This window comes from Flagellimonas sp. CMM7, assembly GCF_021390195.1.
Lineage (GTDB): Bacteria > Bacteroidota > Bacteroidia > Flavobacteriales > Flavobacteriaceae > Flagellimonas.
Genome location: NZ_CP090003.1, coordinates 1,254,178 through 1,272,526, shown reverse-complemented (window position 1 = coordinate 1,272,526; position 18,349 = coordinate 1,254,178). Strand labels below are relative to the sequence as shown.

14 protein-coding genes are annotated in these 18,349 nt (G+C 36.4%); 13 read left to right on the top strand and 1 reads right to left on the bottom strand.

Annotation, left to right across the window (positions count from 1 at the left end; all coding sequences use genetic code 11):
* The first annotated feature begins 1 nt into the window (after position 1).
* The 12 genes from LV704_RS05765 (at position 2) to LV704_RS05710 (ending at position 15,914) form a co-directional block, all read left to right on the top strand.
* Entirely contained in the window at positions 2-2,233 is a 2,232-nt protein-coding gene (locus LV704_RS05765; RefSeq protein WP_163421296.1) for a hypothetical protein, read from the top strand.
* Between the two features lie 50 nt (positions 2,234-2,283).
* Positions 2,284-3,576: an oligosaccharide flippase family protein gene (locus tag LV704_RS05760; RefSeq protein WP_163421297.1), complete on the top strand. Its 1,293-nt coding sequence runs from the start codon at positions 2,284-2,286 to the stop codon at positions 3,574-3,576.
* Complete coding sequence (locus tag LV704_RS05755; RefSeq protein WP_163421298.1) at positions 3,576-5,051, top strand: O-antigen ligase; 1,476 nt, start codon at positions 3,576-3,578, stop codon at positions 5,049-5,051. Before LV704_RS05760 ends, LV704_RS05755 begins: the two co-directional genes overlap by 1 nt.
* Before the next feature lie 17 nt (positions 5,052-5,068).
* Positions 5,069-5,959 (top strand): glycosyltransferase family 2 protein, encoded by an 891-nt coding sequence (locus tag LV704_RS05750; RefSeq protein ID WP_163421299.1) that lies wholly within the window; start codon positions 5,069-5,071, stop codon positions 5,957-5,959.
* Between the two features lie 136 nt (positions 5,960-6,095).
* Positions 6,096-8,060 carry an LruC domain-containing protein gene (locus tag LV704_RS05745; RefSeq protein ID WP_163421300.1) on the top strand — a complete coding sequence of 655 codons (1,965 nt, stop codon included), beginning with the start codon at positions 6,096-6,098 and terminating at the stop codon, positions 8,058-8,060.
* A gap of 41 nt (positions 8,061-8,101) precedes the next feature.
* Complete coding sequence (locus LV704_RS05740; RefSeq protein WP_163421301.1) at positions 8,102-9,454, top strand: UDP-glucose/GDP-mannose dehydrogenase family protein; 1,353 nt, start codon at positions 8,102-8,104, stop codon at positions 9,452-9,454.
* Between the two features lie 10 nt (positions 9,455-9,464).
* Positions 9,465-10,433 (top strand): UDP-glucuronic acid decarboxylase family protein, encoded by a 969-nt coding sequence (locus tag LV704_RS05735; RefSeq protein ID WP_163421302.1) that lies wholly within the window; start codon positions 9,465-9,467, stop codon positions 10,431-10,433.
* A 25-nt stretch (positions 10,434-10,458) separates the two neighbouring features.
* The gene (locus LV704_RS05730; protein WP_163421303.1) at positions 10,459-11,667 is read left to right on the top strand and encodes a glycosyltransferase family 2 protein; all 1,209 of its coding nucleotides are present in this window, start codon (positions 10,459-10,461) and stop codon (positions 11,665-11,667) included.
* 6 nt (positions 11,668-11,673) lie between these two features.
* Positions 11,674-12,831 (top strand): glycosyltransferase family 1 protein, encoded by a 1,158-nt coding sequence (locus LV704_RS05725; protein WP_163421304.1) that lies wholly within the window; start codon positions 11,674-11,676, stop codon positions 12,829-12,831.
* A 1-nt stretch (position 12,832) separates the two neighbouring features.
* Positions 12,833-14,026: a glycosyltransferase gene (locus LV704_RS05720; protein ID WP_163421305.1), complete on the top strand. Its 1,194-nt coding sequence runs from the start codon at positions 12,833-12,835 to the stop codon at positions 14,024-14,026.
* Positions 14,027-14,038: 12 nt separating this feature from the next.
* Positions 14,039-14,677, top strand: a complete 639-nt coding sequence (locus LV704_RS05715; protein WP_163421306.1) for a DapH/DapD/GlmU-related protein — start codon at positions 14,039-14,041, stop codon at positions 14,675-14,677.
* A 28-nt stretch (positions 14,678-14,705) separates the two neighbouring features.
* Entirely contained in the window at positions 14,706-15,914 is a 1,209-nt protein-coding gene (locus LV704_RS05710; RefSeq protein WP_163421307.1) for a glycosyltransferase family 2 protein, read from the top strand.
* On the opposite strand, the gene LV704_RS05705 is transcribed toward LV704_RS05710, so the two are convergent.
* Complete coding sequence (locus LV704_RS05705) at positions 15,911-17,044, bottom strand: hybrid sensor histidine kinase/response regulator (protein ID WP_163421308.1); 1,134 nt, start codon at positions 17,042-17,044, stop codon at positions 15,911-15,913. The two genes, LV704_RS05710 and LV704_RS05705, sit on opposite strands and share 4 nt — an antisense overlap.
* 223 nt (positions 17,045-17,267) lie before the next feature.
* Between LV704_RS05705 and rfbB the strand changes: the two genes are divergently transcribed.
* The gene (rfbB, locus tag LV704_RS05700; RefSeq protein WP_163421309.1) at positions 17,268-18,305 is read left to right on the top strand and encodes a dTDP-glucose 4,6-dehydratase; all 1,038 of its coding nucleotides are present in this window, start codon (positions 17,268-17,270) and stop codon (positions 18,303-18,305) included.
* The last annotated feature ends 44 nt before the right edge of the window (positions 18,306-18,349 follow it).

Sequence of the window (18,349 nt, the reverse complement as noted above, 5' to 3'; positions counted from 1 at the left end):
AATGAAGTTTAATTTACTTTTTTTCGTTCGTCTTTTACTAAGACATATTGGGTTGCTCGTGGCAATGCCAATTATCCTGGCATCCCTGGTTTTTTATATGACCAAGGGCGAACCTAAAGTCTATAATTCAAAAGCTAGAATCTATACCGGAATTGCTACGGGCTCCAACATAGAACTGGAGAATACCAAAATTGATTTTAGGGCTACCAATACAGCTTATGATAACCTACTCAACTTAATAAAAGCACGAACCACAATGGAAATTGTTGGTCTAAAGCTGTTTGCGCAACATATGGCTTTGGATAGTGCAGATATTAAAATTATTTCTAGGGACAAATATCAAGATCTAATGGAAGATGTTCCAGAAGAGGTTAAAAAACTAGTGGTGAGAGGTGATGTAGAAAAGACTTATGAAAATTTTATAGGGCTAAAAGAGTCGAACCACACGAACTATATCTACAAGCTAATTAATTTGGATCACCCAGATTATAGTATTGAAAAAATTTCGGGTAAAGTAGGTATAAGACGCATTTCTAACAGTGATTTTGTAGATATTGATTTTGAGTCTGAAGACCCAGCAATTTGTCAAAATACATTGGTAATCCTTTGTGAGGTTTTTGTGCAATTGAATGCAAATATCAAAGTAAACCAGTCGGATGCCGTAGTTAAATATTTTGAAGGTCAGTTGGGAAAATCCACGGTTGATTTAAGAGGAGCAGAGGATGAACTTTTAACCTTCAATAGAACCAACAACATTATCAACTATTATGAACAGACCAAACATTTAGCTGCGGAGAAGGAAGAATTTGAAATTAAATATTTTGAAGTCCAAAGAAAGTTTCAAGCGGCCAAAGCAGTTTTGAGCATATTAGAATCTAAGTTGAAAACCCATGAAAAGAAGCGTATTTCCAGTCAAAGCATTATGGAACTTAGGAAGGAACTATCGACCCTGAATTTTCAGGTCTCTATGAAAACTTTGGGAATGACAAAAGATTCTGTCCAGCGTGAAAAAGAAAGCAAAGAAGTTTCTGAAAAAATGCAACGTATAAATGAGTTGGAGAATAAGTTGGCATCTCACATTGATACTTTGTATACCACAGATTACGATACCAAAAGTATAGCATCTACAAGTGTACTTTCAGACTGGCTGCAGAACACCATTGATTATGAAGGTTATAATGCACAGTTGAAGGTGATGGAACAAAAACGAATGGAATTTAAAGGATTATACCAGGAATTTTCCCCACTTGGAGCCACAATGAAAAGATTAGAACGTAAAATTGACATCGCGGAGCGAGAGTATTTAAGCTTACTTCATAGTCTTGGGCTCGCCAAACTTCGTCAACAAAATGTAGAGTTAAAATCAAACATTAAACTAACGGAAGTCCCATTTTTCCCTATTAACCCAAAACCAAGTAAGCGTATGCTTTTAGTTATTGTAGCGGGGATGGTTGGTTTTGTTTTGGTGGCTGCTACTATACTTGTTCTTGAGCTTTTGGATGGAAATCTTAACACTGCAAAAAGAGCAGAGGATAAAATTGAGTTAAATGTGTCCTCTATTTTCCCTGTGATAAGTGAAAAGAATAAAAAATTGGATTACGATTACCTGAGAAACAAAGCAGTTAATGCCATTTCAAGAAACGTAATACTAAATCAATATAAAAAGGAAAAGGAAAGTGAACCGGTAATCAACATGTTGTTTTCAACCCAAGAAAATGAGGGTAAAACCTTCATTTGCAAACATTTGATTGCCAAATTATGTGAACTTGATTATAAAATACTCCATGTTACCTATGATGACGAAGACCTTGGATTGACCGGAGATTACTATCATAAAATTATCTATACAGTAAGCGATAAGCTTTATAAAATTTCAAATGTTCAAGAGTTCGATTCGGATAATATCATTTCTGATTTCAACACTTTTGATTTTATCATTTTAGAGATTCCAAGTATTATAAAAAACCCTTTTCCGGTAAAACTGGCTTCAACCATGGATTACACCTTTTTAGTAACCAGGGCCAACAGAGCTTGGGGCGAGGCGGACAAAAATGCATTGAATTTATTTAAAGAAGCTACCACCGGGCCTGAACCATCAATTATTCTTAACGGGGTGAAGGTTTTGGAAATGGAAACCGTAGTAGGTGATCTACCAAAGAAAAGATCATTGATTCGTACTTGGGTAAAAAAGATAGTTCAGTTTAGATTTTTCACTAAAGAATCAGTAGCCTAATGTTGGGAAGACTCAAAAATATCAGCAAGGAAAAAAACCTCTCCTCATTAATGGCAAACGTAAGTGTTGCCTTTTTGGGATTGGTGAGTTTTATGTTGTTGACAAGGCAATTGAGCAAGGAGCTATTTGGCGAATGGGTCTTGTTTATCACCTTGGCCACTTTTGTGGATCTTTTACGTTTTGGACTCACACGTACCTCTTCAGTACGTTTGTTATCTGGAGCAGATGACCAAAAACAAAGAAAAATACTAGGGTCAACGTTTAAAATAAATCTTAAGCTCTTGGGAATATTGACATTCCTATGTTGGGGTGGCCATGTGACTCTGCTTATTTTCAATCTAGAAATTAACAACGGGTATCGATTGTTCTTGTTTTACTATCCTTTTTTGGCACTTTCCAACCTAAGTTGGAACAATGCCATGTCGCTTTTTCAGGCAGAACAGAATTTTAAAAGAATGATGGTGGTAAGACTGTCAAATGTGGGGCTATTCTGTTTGTTTCTCATTTTAAACCAATGGTGGCTAAAACTTGGTCTCATAGAAATTGTTTGGGTGAATATTGCGGTTAATGCAGTTTCTGGTGTTTGGTGCTCTATCAAAAATTGGGATGGGCTTTCCTATTTAAAAAATGCCAAAAGGGCCATAGAAAAAGAATTGATAAATTTTGGTAAATACTCTATGGGCACCTTAATAAGTTCCAGTTTATTGAAAAGTTCGGATACTTTTATCATTGGAATGAGCCCAATTTTAGGCTCCGCAGGTATTGCCATGTATGCCATACCCTTAAAATTGACAGATCTTTTGGGAATACCATTGCACAGCTTTGCTATGACTGCCTACCCCAGAATGTCCAAGAAGTCCATTGAAGGAGATTTGAGAGGGGTTAAAAGAATTTTCTCTTCCTATGTTGGTATTATCACACTACTGTTTTTTCCAGTGGCCATGGTAAGTTTTGTCTTTGCTGAATATATGGTGCTTTTCTTAGGAGGAAATGAATACAAAGACTCACTGCCTTTACTAACCTTAATTTTTCGAGTATTTACGGTTTACATAATGTTATTGCCCATAGATCGCTTTACAGGAGTTTTGTTGGATAGCATCAATAAACCAAAATTGAATCTTTATAAAGTGTTGGTGATGACGTCGGCAAATATCATTCTAAATCTTTTGGCGGTATTTGTATTTAAAAGCTTGGTTGCGGTTGCAATGGGAACAGTATTGTTTACAGTAATGGGAATATTTCTAGGATTCTATTACCTGAAGAAGGAGATTCAAATTCAAAGTAGTCAAATAGTTTCTGAAAGCGTTCTGTTCTTGAAAAACCTTAAAACGCATTTGGGCTAATGAATACGTTTGAAACCACACAAGGGTCGGATTATCTAAAAAAACCATTGCCTATTTTAATGCTTTTGTCCGTAGTGTTGACTACGGCTCACTTGACCGCAACCAAAGGTTTGGTAGCAGGTATTGGTGTTATGATAATCCCATTTGCGGTAGTGTATTTGGGAGCTCTTTTTGTGAACCCTAGAATAGGTGTGGTAACGGTGCTTATCTTCAATTTTTTTGTATTGGGGATTGGTAGATATGTTCCTATGACTTGGGGATTGCTTATGGATGGTTTAATGGTGCTGATGTACTTGGCATTATTCTTTAAGGCCTTCAGAATAAAAGTACCATGGAATAAGGCGAGTTCTCAACTTACTATTTTGGCATCTGTTTGGTTTGGCTATGCAATATTTCAAATAGTAAATCCAGAGGCTGTTAGTATAGCAGCATGGTTCTATGCTATGAGGGGGTTATCACTATACATGTGGTTGTTTATCCCTCTGGTCTTTATATTATTCGACAAGCCAAAAGACCTTCAATTGTTTTTTATTATTTGGGGTATTTTGTCCCTTTTGGCAACAATGAAGGGGATGCAACAATTAATCTTTGGAGTTGATCCTTTTGAACAAGCATGGTTAGATGGAGGAGGAGATGTTACCCATATTCTCTTCGGAAAACTTAGAATATTTTCTTTTTATTCAGACGCAGGTCAGTTTGGTGCAGCACAGGGCCATGCAGGTGTTGTGTTTGGAGTGTTGACATTATTTGCAAAGAACAAAAAGTTTCAGATTTTTTGCGCTATTGTTTGCCTAGCAGGGCTTTTGGGAATGATGATTTCTGGAACTCGTGGAGCAATTGCGGTCCCGGCAGCAGGAGGGATGATGTTCATAATCATAAGAAAACACATGCCAAGTATTGTTCTTGGAGTACTTGCTGGAATAAGCATTTTTGTTTTCTTCAAGTACACTACCATAGGCAATGATAATGATCAAATACGTAGAATGCGAACCGCTTTTGATCCCAATGATGCATCACTGCAAGTTCGATTGGAAAATCAAGCTAAGCTAAAGGGATACTTGAATTCAAGGCCATTTGGCGGAGGTATAGGTTCCACGGGAAATTGGGGAAAACGCTTTTCTCCAAATACTTTTTTAGCAAATACGGCAACAGATAGTTGGTTTGTAGCTGTTTGGGCAGATACCGGAATTATTGGCCTTTATCTGCATTTGTTTATACTCTTTTTTACATTGATTACAGGGGCTTACAATGTGATGTACAAAATACGGGACGGCTGGCTAAAAGGACAGATTGCTGCCTTGGTATGCGGTATGTTTGGGATAATGGCCGCTTCCTACGGAAATGGAATTTTTGGACAATTTCCAACGTGCATATTGATGTATGCTGGGATGGTATTTATGTTCATAGCCCCAAAATTGGACAAGAAGATTATAGAGAGAAAAGAAGCTGAACTAGCGTTAGAGGCTACATCCTAAATAAGACACAAAATAACATGAAACTACTTGTATCAATAATAACCATTAATTATAATGAATCTGAAGTTACTTTAGATTTACTGCAATCCATTAGAGGATTAACATATCCAAATTATGAAATCATTGTGGTGGATAATGCTTCACCCAAGGACAATCCAGATATCATAAAGGAAAAATACCCTGAAGTAAACCTTGTTAAAAGTAAGGAAAACCTGGGTTTTGCAGGAGGTAACAATCTTGGTATTAAACAAGCCAAAGGAGATTATTTGCTCTTTATAAACAATGACACCATAGTTCCTAAAGGTTTTATTGAGCCACTAGTAGAAACACTTCAAGAAGATAAGACTATTGGAATGGTAAGCCCAAAGATCAAATTTCATTGGGACCCCACTTTAATACAATATGCAGGGTATACCCCGATGAACCATTGGACCATACGCAACAACAGTATAGGATATCATCAAAAAGATGATGGGGATTTTGATAAAGCCGGAGAAACACAATCCATTCATGGAGCTGCGATGATGGTTCCAAAAAGTGTGGTTGAAAGTGTGGGAATGATGACGGAGATTTATTTCTTGTACTACGAGGAACATGACTGGGCCGAAATGGTAAAAAGAGCTGGCTATAAAATTTACTACCAACCAAAATCACACATTCTTCATAAAGAATCGGTTTCAACAGGAAAATTCAGTCCTTTGAAAACCTATTACATTTCAAGAAACAGAATCCTCTTTGCAAGAAGAAACTTTAAACCATTCCAACTGTTTATCAGTTTATTGTTTCAGTGCTTTGTTTCAATACCTAAAAACACGCTAGTGTTTATTATAAAAAGAGAGTTTGAACATTTGAGGGCATTTTGGAGGGCAATTTCATGGAATTTGACAAACAAAACTACTGCTAGCTAGTATCATATAAGACTTTTAGCGTGAACTAGATACATGGTTGTCACCAATTGACAACACGAATCCAGTGCTTTACAACAAATACTTTTCTTTATTAAAATGTAGGATAATATTTACAAAATATATTAAACCTACAATAATGTTTAAAGTTTTTAAAACTACGGTTCTTATTTTGATTCTTTTTGTTTATGCAGGTTGTGTAAGCGAAAGTGACTTGGGCCCACCAACAGAGGACACAGTTGTAATAGATGATGATAATGATGAAGAGGAGAATCCTTTGGGTGATTTTACCGTTTCAGCCAGTTTTGATTATGCTACTAGTAGAACAATCGATGTAACTCTAGATGTTCCAACCTTTTTAAGTGGAGCTGTATTTTCTCTTTATAGTAAGGTAGGAGCACAGGATAGTATTTCCTTTGGACGTGCAACTTTTGATGCAAATGGTCATTTTGAAGAAAGCTTTATGGTTCAGGCACAAGTTGATAGTCTGCTTCTTATTTCCGATTATATAGGATTAACAAAAGATATTCGTTTGCCAGTTGAAAATGGTTCGGTTTCATATGATTATAGACCATTGTATGAACGATCTACATCAGGAAAAGGAAAAACACTGTTACAGGCCAATAAGGGAATCTCAAATATTACTGGGAAAGTTTCCTATACGTATTTAAGCGGTTTTGATAATCAAGGAGTCCCTTCAGAAATGGAGCTTCCAGATGTAATTGAACAGAATCTGTTGGATGATGTTAACGCATCACTTCCTGAGCGAAGTAAGGTCCCAGAGGCCAATCCACAATTTTTATCAAATAGCAGTGAGACCAGTATGGTGCTTACTGATCTTGCAGATGTTTGGGTAACTTTTGTTTCAGAAGGAGCGGGATATAGAAATGCTTTGGGGTATTATTCATATCCAGTTGGAGAAGAACCCGCTTCTGTGGACGAAATTACAGCACATAACATCATTTTTCCTAACGTTTCCATGGTAGGTTCTTCCGGCGGATTAGTACCAGGTGATCGCGTCCTTTTAGGTCGTTTTCAGCCAAATACGGTAATATCTTGGTTTGTTGTGTCCAATGGATGGAATGGATCTGGAGTAGGAGATGGTATCAATATTTTTTATTCAGAACCTAGCTTTAATCCAGAGTCCTCTAGTTTGAATACGCATGTTGTACAACTTTATGATAGCACTCGCGAAATCAATTTTTTAGCCTTTGAAGACCTAAGAAGAGATCAAAATTCAGATGAAGATTTTAATGATGCGGTTTTTTATGCTCGTGCTAACCCAGTTGAGTCAATAGAATTGACCAATGTAGTTGCTTTAATCCCTGCCAATGATGAAGATGGGGATGGAGTAAATGATGAATTGGACGATTTTCCTTTTGACGTTAATAAAGCCTTCAATAATTTTTCGCCAAGTGAAAACCTTTCAGGCGTCTTGGCTTATGAAGATTTGTGGCCAAGCCAAGGGGATTATGATTTTAATGATCTTGTTGTTTCCTACAGTTACAACCTTATTACCAATGCATCAAATCAAGTAACAAGTATCGAAGGAACTTTCATTATCGATAATATAGGTGGAGCTTTTCAAAATGGTTTTGGACTGTCTTTTCCAATCGATCCCTCTACAATTGAAAGTGTTCAGGGACAGATTATCAATGCAGACTTTATAAGCCTAAATGCAAATGGAACAGAATCGGGCACTGCGGCCAATGAAACTGTTGTATTTGTTGCAGGTAATGTTATAGAAATGGAAGGTGATACTATTCAATTGGTCATCGATTTTAATACACCTGTAAGCTATGAGCAGCTAGGGTCTGTTCCATTTAATCCTTTCCTGATTTCCAATGGAGATAGAGCAAAGGAGGTTCATCTTCCCGATTTTGAGCCAACAAGCAAAGCTGGTTTTTTGGGGACCTCAAGTGACGATAGTAACCCATCTGAAAATAGATATTATAAAACCAGTACAAATCTACCGTGGGCTCTGAACATTTTTGATGATTTTGTTCCCCCACAGGAAATGGTTCCAATAAATATTGAATATCCAAAGTTTGTCAATTGGGCCAATTCTGGAGGAACACAGGATTTAGATTGGTATGTGAGATAATAATTAGAATAGAAAATCAACCTTTTAATACACTTTAAATTATGAATATAACAGTAATAGGTACAGGTTATGTAGGCTTGGTAACAGGTACTTGCTTCGCAGAAACAGGAATCAACGTTGTCTGTGTGGACATTGATGAGAAAAAAATTGAAAAACTACGGAATGGCGAGGTGCCAATCTATGAACCAGGTCTGGATTTACTTCTAGAACGCAACATAGATAAGGGGAGAATTTCCTTTACCACAAGTTTGGAAAAAGGTATTAAAAATAGTGATGCTATTTTCATAGCAGTTGGTACACCTCCAGACGAAGATGGCAGTGCAGATTTAAAATATGTATTGGGTGTTGCAAGAGAAATAGGCCAACATATGGAAGATTACAAAGTAATTATTACCAAAAGTACTGTTCCTGTTGGAACTTCTTATAAGGTGAAAGCGGCCGTTGAAGAAGAATTGGCGAACAGAAATGTTCGTATTCCTTTTGATGTGGCATCTAACCCAGAGTTTTTAAAAGAAGGAAGTGCAGTTGAAGATTTCTTAAAACCGGACCGTATAGTTGTTGGTATAGAAAGCAAACGTGCCGAGAAGGTGATGAATAGACTCTATAAGCCTTTCTTGATGAATGGGCACCCATTGTTATTTATGGATATTTTTTCTTCAGAAATGACAAAATATGCCGCTAACTCCATGCTGGCAACCAAAATTAGTTTTATGAACGACATTGCCAACTTGTGCGAACTTGTTGGGGCCAATGTAGATTTGGTTAGAAAAGGTATTGGTTCCGATTCCAGAATTGGAAATAAATTCATTTACCCTGGAACGGGTTACGGAGGTAGCTGCTTTCCAAAAGATGTTCAGGCCTTGGTGCGAACAGCGGATGAATACGGCCACTCATTGGAGGTGTTGAAGGCGGTAGAAAGTGTTAATTACAGACAGAAATCTGTTTTAGTCGATAAAATCAAGAGCCATTTTGGAAAAAACCTAAAAGGCAAACAATTTGGTCTTTGGGGATTGGCATTCAAACCAAAAACAGATGACATGCGTGAGGCACCATCATTGGTTATCATTGAGCAATTAAAAGCACTTGGTGCTACGGTAAGGGCATATGACCCCGTGGCCATGGAAGAAACCAAGCGAATTTTGGGAGATAAGATTGAATATGCAAAAGATGAGTACGACGCCATTATTGATGCAGATGCTTTGATTGTGGTTACTGAGTGGTCAGAGTTTAGGATGCCCAATTTTAGAATTTTAGAAAAATTGATGAACAACAAAGCCATTTTCGATGGGCGTAACATTTATGACCCTGAGGAAATGAGCGAACAAGGATTTACCTATTACAGTATAGGTAGGGAGGTTATTAAAAATACAGAAGTAGAAACCGCTAACATATAATAAGAATACTATGAAACGAATATTAGTAACAGGAGGTGCAGGTTTTGTGGGCTCTCATTTGTGTGAAAGACTCTTGAATGAGGGAAATGAAGTGGTAAGTATGGATAATTACTTCACTGGAAGAAAAAGTAAAATAGTCCATTTAATGGATAACCCTTATTTTGAAGTAATCCGACATGATGTAACACTGCCTTATTTTTTGGAAGTGGACGAAATCTATAATTTGGCTTGTCCAGCATCACCAGTGCATTATCAACATAATCCTATAAAAACAATAAAAACATCTGTTTTAGGGGCAATCAATATGCTGGGATTGGCCAAAAGAATAAATGCTAAGATTCTTCAAGCTTCAACAAGTGAGGTGTACGGAGATCCAGAATTACATCCTCAACCAGAAGATTATTGGGGCCATGTAAACCCTATAGGAATAAGGTCATGCTACGATGAAGGCAAAAGATGTGCAGAATCACTTTTTGTCAACTATCATAATTCCAATGATGTTTTAGTGAAAATTATTAGAATTTTCAATACCTACGGACCCCGAATGGAACCCGATGATGGTAGAGTAGTCTCCAATTTTATTATGCAGGCATTACAAGGAAAAGATATCACCATTTTTGGTGATGGGTTGCAGACCAGAAGCTTTCAATACGTAAGCGATTTAGTAGATGGGATGATTAAGATGATGGCAACGGAAGATGAATTTATAGGCCCAATCAATATTGGAAACCCTGGGGAGTTCACTATGCTGGAGCTCGCAGAAAACATTATTGAAATTACAGGCTCAAAGTCTAAAATAATTCACTTGCCCTTACCGGCAGATGACCCTACACAACGAAAGCCGGATATCTCGCTGGCTCAAGAAAAATTACAAGATTGGAAGCCCAGTGTTGATTTACAAACTGGTCTTGGAAAAACCATTGAATATTTTGACAATCTTATAAAAGAAACATCGATTAAAGAACTTATAGAAGGGTAGTGATAGCTATTAAGAATATATATAGATGGATGTGCTCAAAATTTTAATACATGGCCTTGAATTCCTTTTAATAGGGTATTTTGGATTTGCATCCATCTATGTATTCATTTTTTCTTTTGCTGGACTTTTTCAAGCAAGAAAACGGAATGAAATACTCCATAAGCAAAGAAAGTTTGCGGTATTGATTCCTGGATACAAAGAGGATAATGTAATTGTTGAGGTGGCTAAAAGTGCGTTGCAGCAAAGTTATCCATCAGAACTCTACGATGTTGTCATAATTGCCGACTCCTTTCAGGAAAAAACCTTGAACGAGCTTAGAAAATTATCAATTCGACTGGTTGAAGTTTCTTTTGAGAAAAGCACAAAATCCAAAGCACTTAATCGAGCTATGGAAGTTATTGGCGATGCCTATGATGTGGCTTTGATTCTGGATGCAGATAATATAATGGAGAACCGATTCATTGAGAAAGTAAATACGTCTTTCAATCAAGGATACAAGGTAGTTCAAGGACATAGAGCAGCAAAAAATACAAATACCTCCTTTGCAATATTGGATGCAATCAGCGAAGAGGTTAACAATCATATTTTTAGGAAAGGACATCGTGTTCTTGGTTTGTCATCAGCCTTAATAGGATCAGGAATGGCGTTTGATTATTACTTTTTTAAGAATACCATGGCCAATGTTAATGCTGTTGGCGGTTTTGATAAAGAATTGGAGTTAAAATTACTAAAGAACAGAACCAAGATTGAATATTTGAATAATGCTTTGGTGCTGGATGAAAAAGTCCAAAAATCAGAGGTGTTTTCTAACCAACGTAAGCGCTGGCTTTCAGCTCAGTTTATATATTTTGGAAGATATTTTTTCCCAGGGTTAAAGGAACTATTTACAAAAGGTAATATTGATTTTTTTGATAAGGTATATCAAATGATATCCCCTCCAAGAGTATTGTTACTAGGATTGGTAGTGGTAATTTCCTTTGCTTATTTAGTCATAAATCTGTTTTTGCCAACTAATTTTTTGGCAGTACCTGCTTCTTTTTGGTATATAAGTTTATTGCTGACTGCACTTGCATTCTTTTTCGCTATTCCCCAAAAGTTTTACAACTCAAAAACACTGCAGGCCATACTTGCCTTGCCCAAGGCATTTCTGCTCATGTTTTTATCTCTTTTCAAACTAAAAGGAGCCAATAAAAAATTTATTCATACCGAGCACGGTACAGTTAATAGTCAATAACAGCAAATGAAAATAGGAATAGAAGGACAACGTCTTTTCAGGAAAAAGAAACATGGGATGGATATGGTTGCTCTGGAGCTTATTAAAAACCTTCAGAAAATTGACCATAAAAATGAATATGTGGTCTTTGTAAAACCCGATTTTGATGACACTTGTATTCCCAATGCACCTAATTTCAAAATAGTACAGTTAGAATCTAAATGGGGTTATCCAGGTTGGGAACAGTTAGCATTACCAAGGGCTGCCTATGAAGAAGGTTGTGATGTTTTACATTGTACCAGCAATACAGGACCATTATTTTCCAAAGTTCCTCTCATAACCACCTTGCATGATATTATTTATTTGGAAAGTATAAGTGTTTTTAAAAAAGAAGGGACATGGTATCAGAAATTGGGTAATATGTACCGAAGGTATTTTGTGCCGCCAGTGATTAGGAAAAGCAAAAAGGTTATTACGGTTTCCAATTACGAAAAGGAACGTATAAACAATCATTTCGGATTTAAGGATAACAGATTGACCGCTATCTATAATGGTGTTGGTTCTCATTTTAAAAAGGTGACAGACCTAAGTAATTTAAAGACCATAAAGGATAAATATGCATTGCCGGATAATTTCTTTTTCTTTCTTGGGAATACAGATCCTAAGAAAAATACCAAAGGGGTATTAAAGGCATTTTCAGATTTCAATAAAGCGTATCCTAATCAGTATAAACTGGTAATGTTGGATTATGATGAAGGAGAGCTTCAAAAACTTTTAACTTCTATTGAAGGTGAAGAAATAAGACCATTGATTCATTTAACGGGATACGTTCCCAATACAGATTTGCCCGCAATTATAAGTCAATGTACTGTATTTCTGTACCCATCATTACGGGAAAGTTTTGGAATACCAATTCTGGAAGGAATGGCATGTGGAGTTCCCGTAATTACATCAAATACGTCATCAATGCCAGAGGTGGCCGGAGAAGATACCGCGTTAATGGTTGATCCTTTTAATCCATCAGAAATTACCACTGCCATAAGAACCTTGGTAGAAGATAAAATGTTGGCTCAAGTTTTGGCGGAAAAAGGAATAAAAAGAGCAAAACACTTTTCATGGGAAACTATGGCGAAGAATGTATTGGAACTATATGAAGATGTCCATAGCGAATTAAAAAACAGCTAATATGATTAAAGGTCAAGATATTGTAGTTGTAGGTATACAGGCATGGGATATTGAGATTGGCAGTAACTGTAAAAATATTGCCATGGAATTTGCCAAGCACAATAGAGTACTATATGTAAACCCACCATTAGACAGGGCCACTTTAAGGCGAGGGAAAAATACTGAAAGAGTTCAAAAAAGGATTCGAATCAAGAATGGAGAAGAAACCGGCTTAGTTCAGATAAAGGAAGACCTTTGGAACTTGTATCCGAAGTCCTTAACAGAATCAATTAACTGGATTCCTTTTCACTCCATATTCAAGAAACTAAATAAAAGGAATTCGAAGATTTTTTCCGGTGATATTCAGGAAGCAATGCGCCAATTAAAATTTAAGGATGTTTTGCTGTTTAATGATAGTTCCATGTTTTTGGGATTACATCTTAAGGAATTTTTATCCCCTAAAACCTATACCTATTACATGAGGGATTATTTGATTCGTGTTCCCTACTGGAGAAAGCATGGGGAGCGTATTGAACCGCAAATTATTCAACAAGCAGATACCGTTGTAAATAATTCTACACTTTATGCAGAATACGGTTCAAAATTCAACCCAAACAGTTTTATGGTTGGCCAAGGCTGTGATGTTTCGTTGTTCAATGATGAAAAAGATACCATACAGATTCCCAAAGAATTTGATGCCATTCCCAAACCTATTATTGGATACGTTGGATATTTAACCAGCATGCGATTGGATATTGAACTTTTGGAACATATGGCCAATACCAAGAAGGATTGGAGTATAGTTTTGGTTGGGCCCGAAGACGAAGATTTTAAATCATCAAAATTACATGAATTGGACAATGTATTTTTCTTGGGAAGCAAAGATGCATCCCAACTTCCGGCCTATGTTAAAGGCTTTGATGTTGCTATGAATCCACAAGTAGTTAACGATTGGACCATTGGAAATTACCCTCGTAAGATTGATGAATACTTAGCTATGGGCAAACCTACTTTGGCAACAAGGACAAAGGCCATGGAAATGTTCAAAGAACACGTGTATCTAGGCTCCAGCAGGGAAGAGTACATTCAATTGGCAGAAAAAGCTTTAGCTGAAAACAATTCGGAATTAATTGAAAAGCGAATAGAATTTGCAAAGAGTCATACTTGGGAGAATAATGTTAGGGCAATTTATGATGCCATAAAAAAGTCAGCATAGAATCAAAAAATTATGGGTTTAAAGGATAAGATAACGAATAGTGAGGGCATCAAAAAATATGTGCATTGGTTGCTAGTTCCTAAGAACCAAGCAAGACCTCGTTTGTGGGTAAAATGGTTTGTAAACCCTTTTTATCATAAGAAAGGAAGTGGTGCTACTATTTGCAGAAAAACTCGCATGGATGTTTTGCCATGGAGCCCTTTTGAATTAGGGGCAAACTCTACCATAGAAGATTTTTCAACCATTAATAATGGAGTAGGTGCAGTGAAAATTGGAAATAGAACTCGAATAGGTCTAGGCAATACCATTATTGGCCCTGTTACTATTGGAGATGATGTTCGTTTAGCTCAAAATGTGGTGCTTTCTGGGTTAAACCATAATTATGAAGATGTATCACAACCCATACATGCGCAAGGAGTATCTACGGCTACCATTATTGTTGAAGAAGAAACTTGGATAGGAGCAAACAGTGTCATTGTTGCAGGAGTTACCATTGGAAAACATTGCGTTATTGCTGGTGGAAGTGTGGTCACTAAAGATATTCCGGCATACTCTGTGGCTGTTGGTAATCCCGCAAGAGTAGTCAAAACATACAATCACGATACAGGAGAATGGGAAAGAGCGGTAAAAAACAATCTTGTTGCGGTATAATTCATTAACGGATTAAAAAGAAGTAGTAATGGAGTTTTTAAAGATATTTTTTTGGGTTTCACTTTTCATTATTTTTTACTCTTACTTAGGGTATGGAATACTGTTGTTTTTAATTATCAAGATTAGAAGAGTCTTTGGATTGGCAAAAAAGTTTGAGGGCAATGAATCGTATGAACCAGAAGTAACACTTTTTGTTTCTGCTTTTAATGAAAAGGATTATTTGGAGCAGAAAGTAAGAAACTCAAAAAGTTTAAACTATCCACAAGATAAAGTGACTCAAATTTGGGTAACAGATGGATCAGATGATGGTACTCCAGACTTATTAAAGAAGTATGATGGGGTAGAGGTGCATCATAAAGATGAAAGAGCGGGTAAAATTGCTGCCATGAACAGGGGGATGGATTTTGTGAAAACTCCAATTGTCATCTTTTCTGATGCCAATACCAATCTTGGAAAAGATTCCATTAGAGAAATTGTACGCCTGTTCAGAAACCCAAAAGTAGGTTGTGTTTCAGGTGAAAAACGAATTTATTCCAAAGATGCAGATAGTGCTGCTGGCGCTGGAGAAGGAATGTATTGGAAATACGAATCGCAACTTAAAAAATGGGATGCAGAACTCTACTCGGTTGTTGGAGCTGCAGGTGAACTTTTTGCAATACGAACAGAACTTTGGCAAGAAGTAGAGAAGGATACGTTGTTGGATGATTTTATGATTTCACTACGTGTGGCCATGTCTGGATACACCATACAATACAACCCTGAGGCTTATGCCATTGAAACTGCATCTGCCAATGTAAAAGAAGAATTAAAACGAAAAGTAAGAATTTCGGCAGGAGGCATTCAATCTGTGGTTAGACTAAGGGCTTTGCTAAACTTCTTTACATATGGAACACTTTCGTTTCAATACATTTCGCATCGCGTATTGCGTTGGACGTTGACTCCACTTTTACTTTTTTTAATAATTCCAGCCAATTTTGTTTTGGCTCAAAATGAAGGACTACTTTCCCTAGGTCTGTTCAGTGTATTGTTTTGGGGGCAAGTATTGTTTTATGCATCAGCTTTGTTGGGCTGGTTTTTAGAAAATAGACAGATTCGCTTAAAAGTACTTTTTATACCGTACTATTTCTTTATTATGAATCTTTCTGTATTTCTTGGTTTTGGAAGATATATCAAAGGAAATCAATCCGTTAATTGGGAACGCGCTAAAAGAGATGTGCAGACAGAGGCAGTTGCTTAGTCCTGTTCTGTAAAAAGAGGAAGGTCAAAATAAAAGGTACTTCCTTTTCCAACCTCACTTCTAATTTTTAAAGTACTGTTATTTTTTTGAACAAAATTTTGACAAAGCACTAGCCCTAGCCCAGTACCAGGTTCTTTTTCCGTACCAAGCTTACTAAAGTGCTCATTTGGATTCAGGATTTTTTTAATGTCCTCTTTTGGAATCCCATTACCATTGTCTTCTATTTCTATAACTATCTTATTTTTTCCAAGCTTGGAATTGATTTTAATAATTCCTTCAACAGGAGTAAATTTTATTGCATTGGAAAGTATATTCCTGAGCACTGTTTTGATCATATTATTATCTGCAAAAGCAAAAACATCAGCAGGGACATTGTTTTGCATTTCAATGTTTTTATGATCGCTCCCCAATTTTAAGAGTCGAAAAGTTTGCTCTACTAAATCGTTGAGGTCTAGTTTTTCAGGAATCATTTGAATCTGATCACTTTCAGACTTGGCCCAACCCAATAAATTTTGAAGCAGGTTTAATGCCTCATCCATAGTTTTAAGCAGGTCATAGACTGTTTCGTCCAAGAATTTATCATCCTTTGGGTCAATGATACCGCGCATGATAAAGTCCATTTTTAGTTTGGCGGCACTTAGGGGAGAGCGTAAATCATGGCCAATAATAGAGAACATCCTATCCTTTAGATCATTGGATCGTTTAAGGTTTTTGGCATGTTCCTCAATTTGGTTTTTAGCACGAATCAATTCAACATGGGTTTGGATTCGTGCAATTAATTCTTGCTCATTAAAAGGCTTGGTTACATAATCTACCCCGCCAACTTCAAAACCTCTAACTTTATCTTTCACATTTACCTTGCCAGTAAGGAAAATAACAGGGATGTCTTTGTATTCTTTGAATTTTTTGAGCTTCTCACAGAGCTCAAACCCTTCAATACGAGGCATGATCACATCTAAAAGAATAAGATCTGGTTTTCTTTTTTCTAGGATTTCAAAAAAATAATCGTCATCACTGGTGCCTTCAAATTCGTAGTTATTTCTTTCCAAAATAAATCGAAGCAGCTCTAAGTTTAGCTGTTCATCATCAACAGCAAGGATATAAGGTTTTTCCGTAACTTGGTTTTTCATTTAAGAGAAAAAAGGCCTGATACGAAAGTAGGAAAAAGATTTTATGTTTTTTCAGTATTTACTGTCAGAAAAGAAATATGGAGTTTAATAAATTGGTTTGTTTTGCTTTAAAGCATATATTAAAGTATTCCACCAACAAAAAATAGCCTTTCACAACATTAATTGAACGACCACATAAAGTAGGATTATATTTACAAAATAAGTAATAAAAAGAATAATCTTCATGATAAATATTTTGGTTACAGGAGGAGCAGGATTTATAGGTTCCAACTTTGTCCCCTATTTTTTAGAAGCAAATACAGAGGTCAACCTGATTAATATTGATGCGCTCACGTATGCAGGGAATTTAGAAAACTTGAATGAAGTTGAGAAGCATGAGCGGTATACATTTATCAAAGGAGACATTTGTGATAGAAAACTCATCGAAAAGATATTTGTAAAATATGATATTAAAGGAGTAATACACTTTGCTGCGGAATCTCATGTTGACAATTCCATTACCAATCCAGATGCATTTATGCAAACCAATATCATGGGTACATTTAATTTGATAGATGTTGCCAAGAAATATTGGATGGTCGGCCCTGGGGTGTATAAAGAGGCTTATAAAAATGCTAGATTTCATCACGTTTCTACGGATGAAGTGTATGGTACGTTGGGTAAAGAAGGTTTGTTTATGGAGACTACACCATATGCACCAAATAGTCCATATAGTGCATCAAAAGCTTCTTCAGATTTTATTGTGAGAAGCTACCATCATACCTATGGTATGAATGTGGTGACCACCAATTGTTCCAATAATTACGGACCAAAACAGCACGATGAAAAATTGATTCCTACCATAATACGAAAAGCATTGGCAGGAGAACAAATTCCTATTTACGGAGATGGCTCCAATATTAGGGATTGGTTGTACGTTTTAGACCATTGTAAGGGAATTGCTTTAGCATATGATAAAGGCGTTTCAGGTGAAACATATAACATAGGGGGAATGAACGAAAGAAATAATCTATACATTGCCCAAACAGTGTGTGATATTTTGGATAAAAAGCATCCAAAATCTGAAACCACTTCTTATAGCGATTTAATCGCCTATGTAAAAGATAGGGCTGGACATGATTTTAGATATGCCATTGATGCATCAAAAATTGAAAATGATTTAGGCTGGAAGGCAGATGAAAATTTTGAAACGGGCATAGAGAAAACCATAGACTGGTATTTGAACAAATTCATTCATAATAAGTCCAAAAGTTTAGCTTAAAACTAAAAAGATGAAACCGACATGATTAAAATAATCTTTAAGCA

What these genes read in the sequence shown, in the direction of transcription:
- LV704_RS05735 (WP_163421302.1), top strand. Translation starts at nt 9,465, where the DNA reads ATGAAACGAATATTAGTAACAGGAGGTGCAGGTTTTGTGGGCTCTCAT.
- LV704_RS05720 (WP_163421305.1), top strand. Translation starts at nt 12,833, where the DNA reads ATGATTAAAGGTCAAGATATTGTAGTTGTAGGTATACAGGCATGGGAT.
- LV704_RS05740 (WP_163421301.1), top strand. Translation starts at nt 8,102, where the DNA reads ATGAATATAACAGTAATAGGTACAGGTTATGTAGGCTTGGTAACAGGT.
- LV704_RS05755 (WP_163421298.1), top strand. Translation starts at nt 3,576, where the DNA reads ATGAATACGTTTGAAACCACACAAGGGTCGGATTATCTAAAAAAACCA.
- LV704_RS05745 (WP_163421300.1), top strand. Translation starts at nt 6,096, where the DNA reads ATGTTTAAAGTTTTTAAAACTACGGTTCTTATTTTGATTCTTTTTGTT.
- LV704_RS05705 (WP_163421308.1), bottom strand. Translation starts at nt 17,044, where the DNA reads ATGAAAAACCAAGTTACGGAAAAACCTTATATCCTTGCTGTTGATGAT.
- LV704_RS05760 (WP_163421297.1), top strand. Translation starts at nt 2,284, where the DNA reads ATGGCAAACGTAAGTGTTGCCTTTTTGGGATTGGTGAGTTTTATGTTG.
- LV704_RS05725 (WP_163421304.1), top strand. Translation starts at nt 11,674, where the DNA reads ATGAAAATAGGAATAGAAGGACAACGTCTTTTCAGGAAAAAGAAACAT.
- LV704_RS05750 (WP_163421299.1), top strand. Translation starts at nt 5,069, where the DNA reads ATGAAACTACTTGTATCAATAATAACCATTAATTATAATGAATCTGAA.
- LV704_RS05765 (WP_163421296.1), top strand. Translation starts at nt 2, where the DNA reads ATGAAGTTTAATTTACTTTTTTTCGTTCGTCTTTTACTAAGACATATT.
- rfbB (WP_163421309.1), top strand. Translation starts at nt 17,268, where the DNA reads ATGATAAATATTTTGGTTACAGGAGGAGCAGGATTTATAGGTTCCAAC.
- LV704_RS05710 (WP_163421307.1), top strand. Translation starts at nt 14,706, where the DNA reads ATGGAGTTTTTAAAGATATTTTTTTGGGTTTCACTTTTCATTATTTTT.
- LV704_RS05730 (WP_163421303.1), top strand. Translation starts at nt 10,459, where the DNA reads ATGGATGTGCTCAAAATTTTAATACATGGCCTTGAATTCCTTTTAATA.
- LV704_RS05715 (WP_163421306.1), top strand. Translation starts at nt 14,039, where the DNA reads ATGGGTTTAAAGGATAAGATAACGAATAGTGAGGGCATCAAAAAATAT.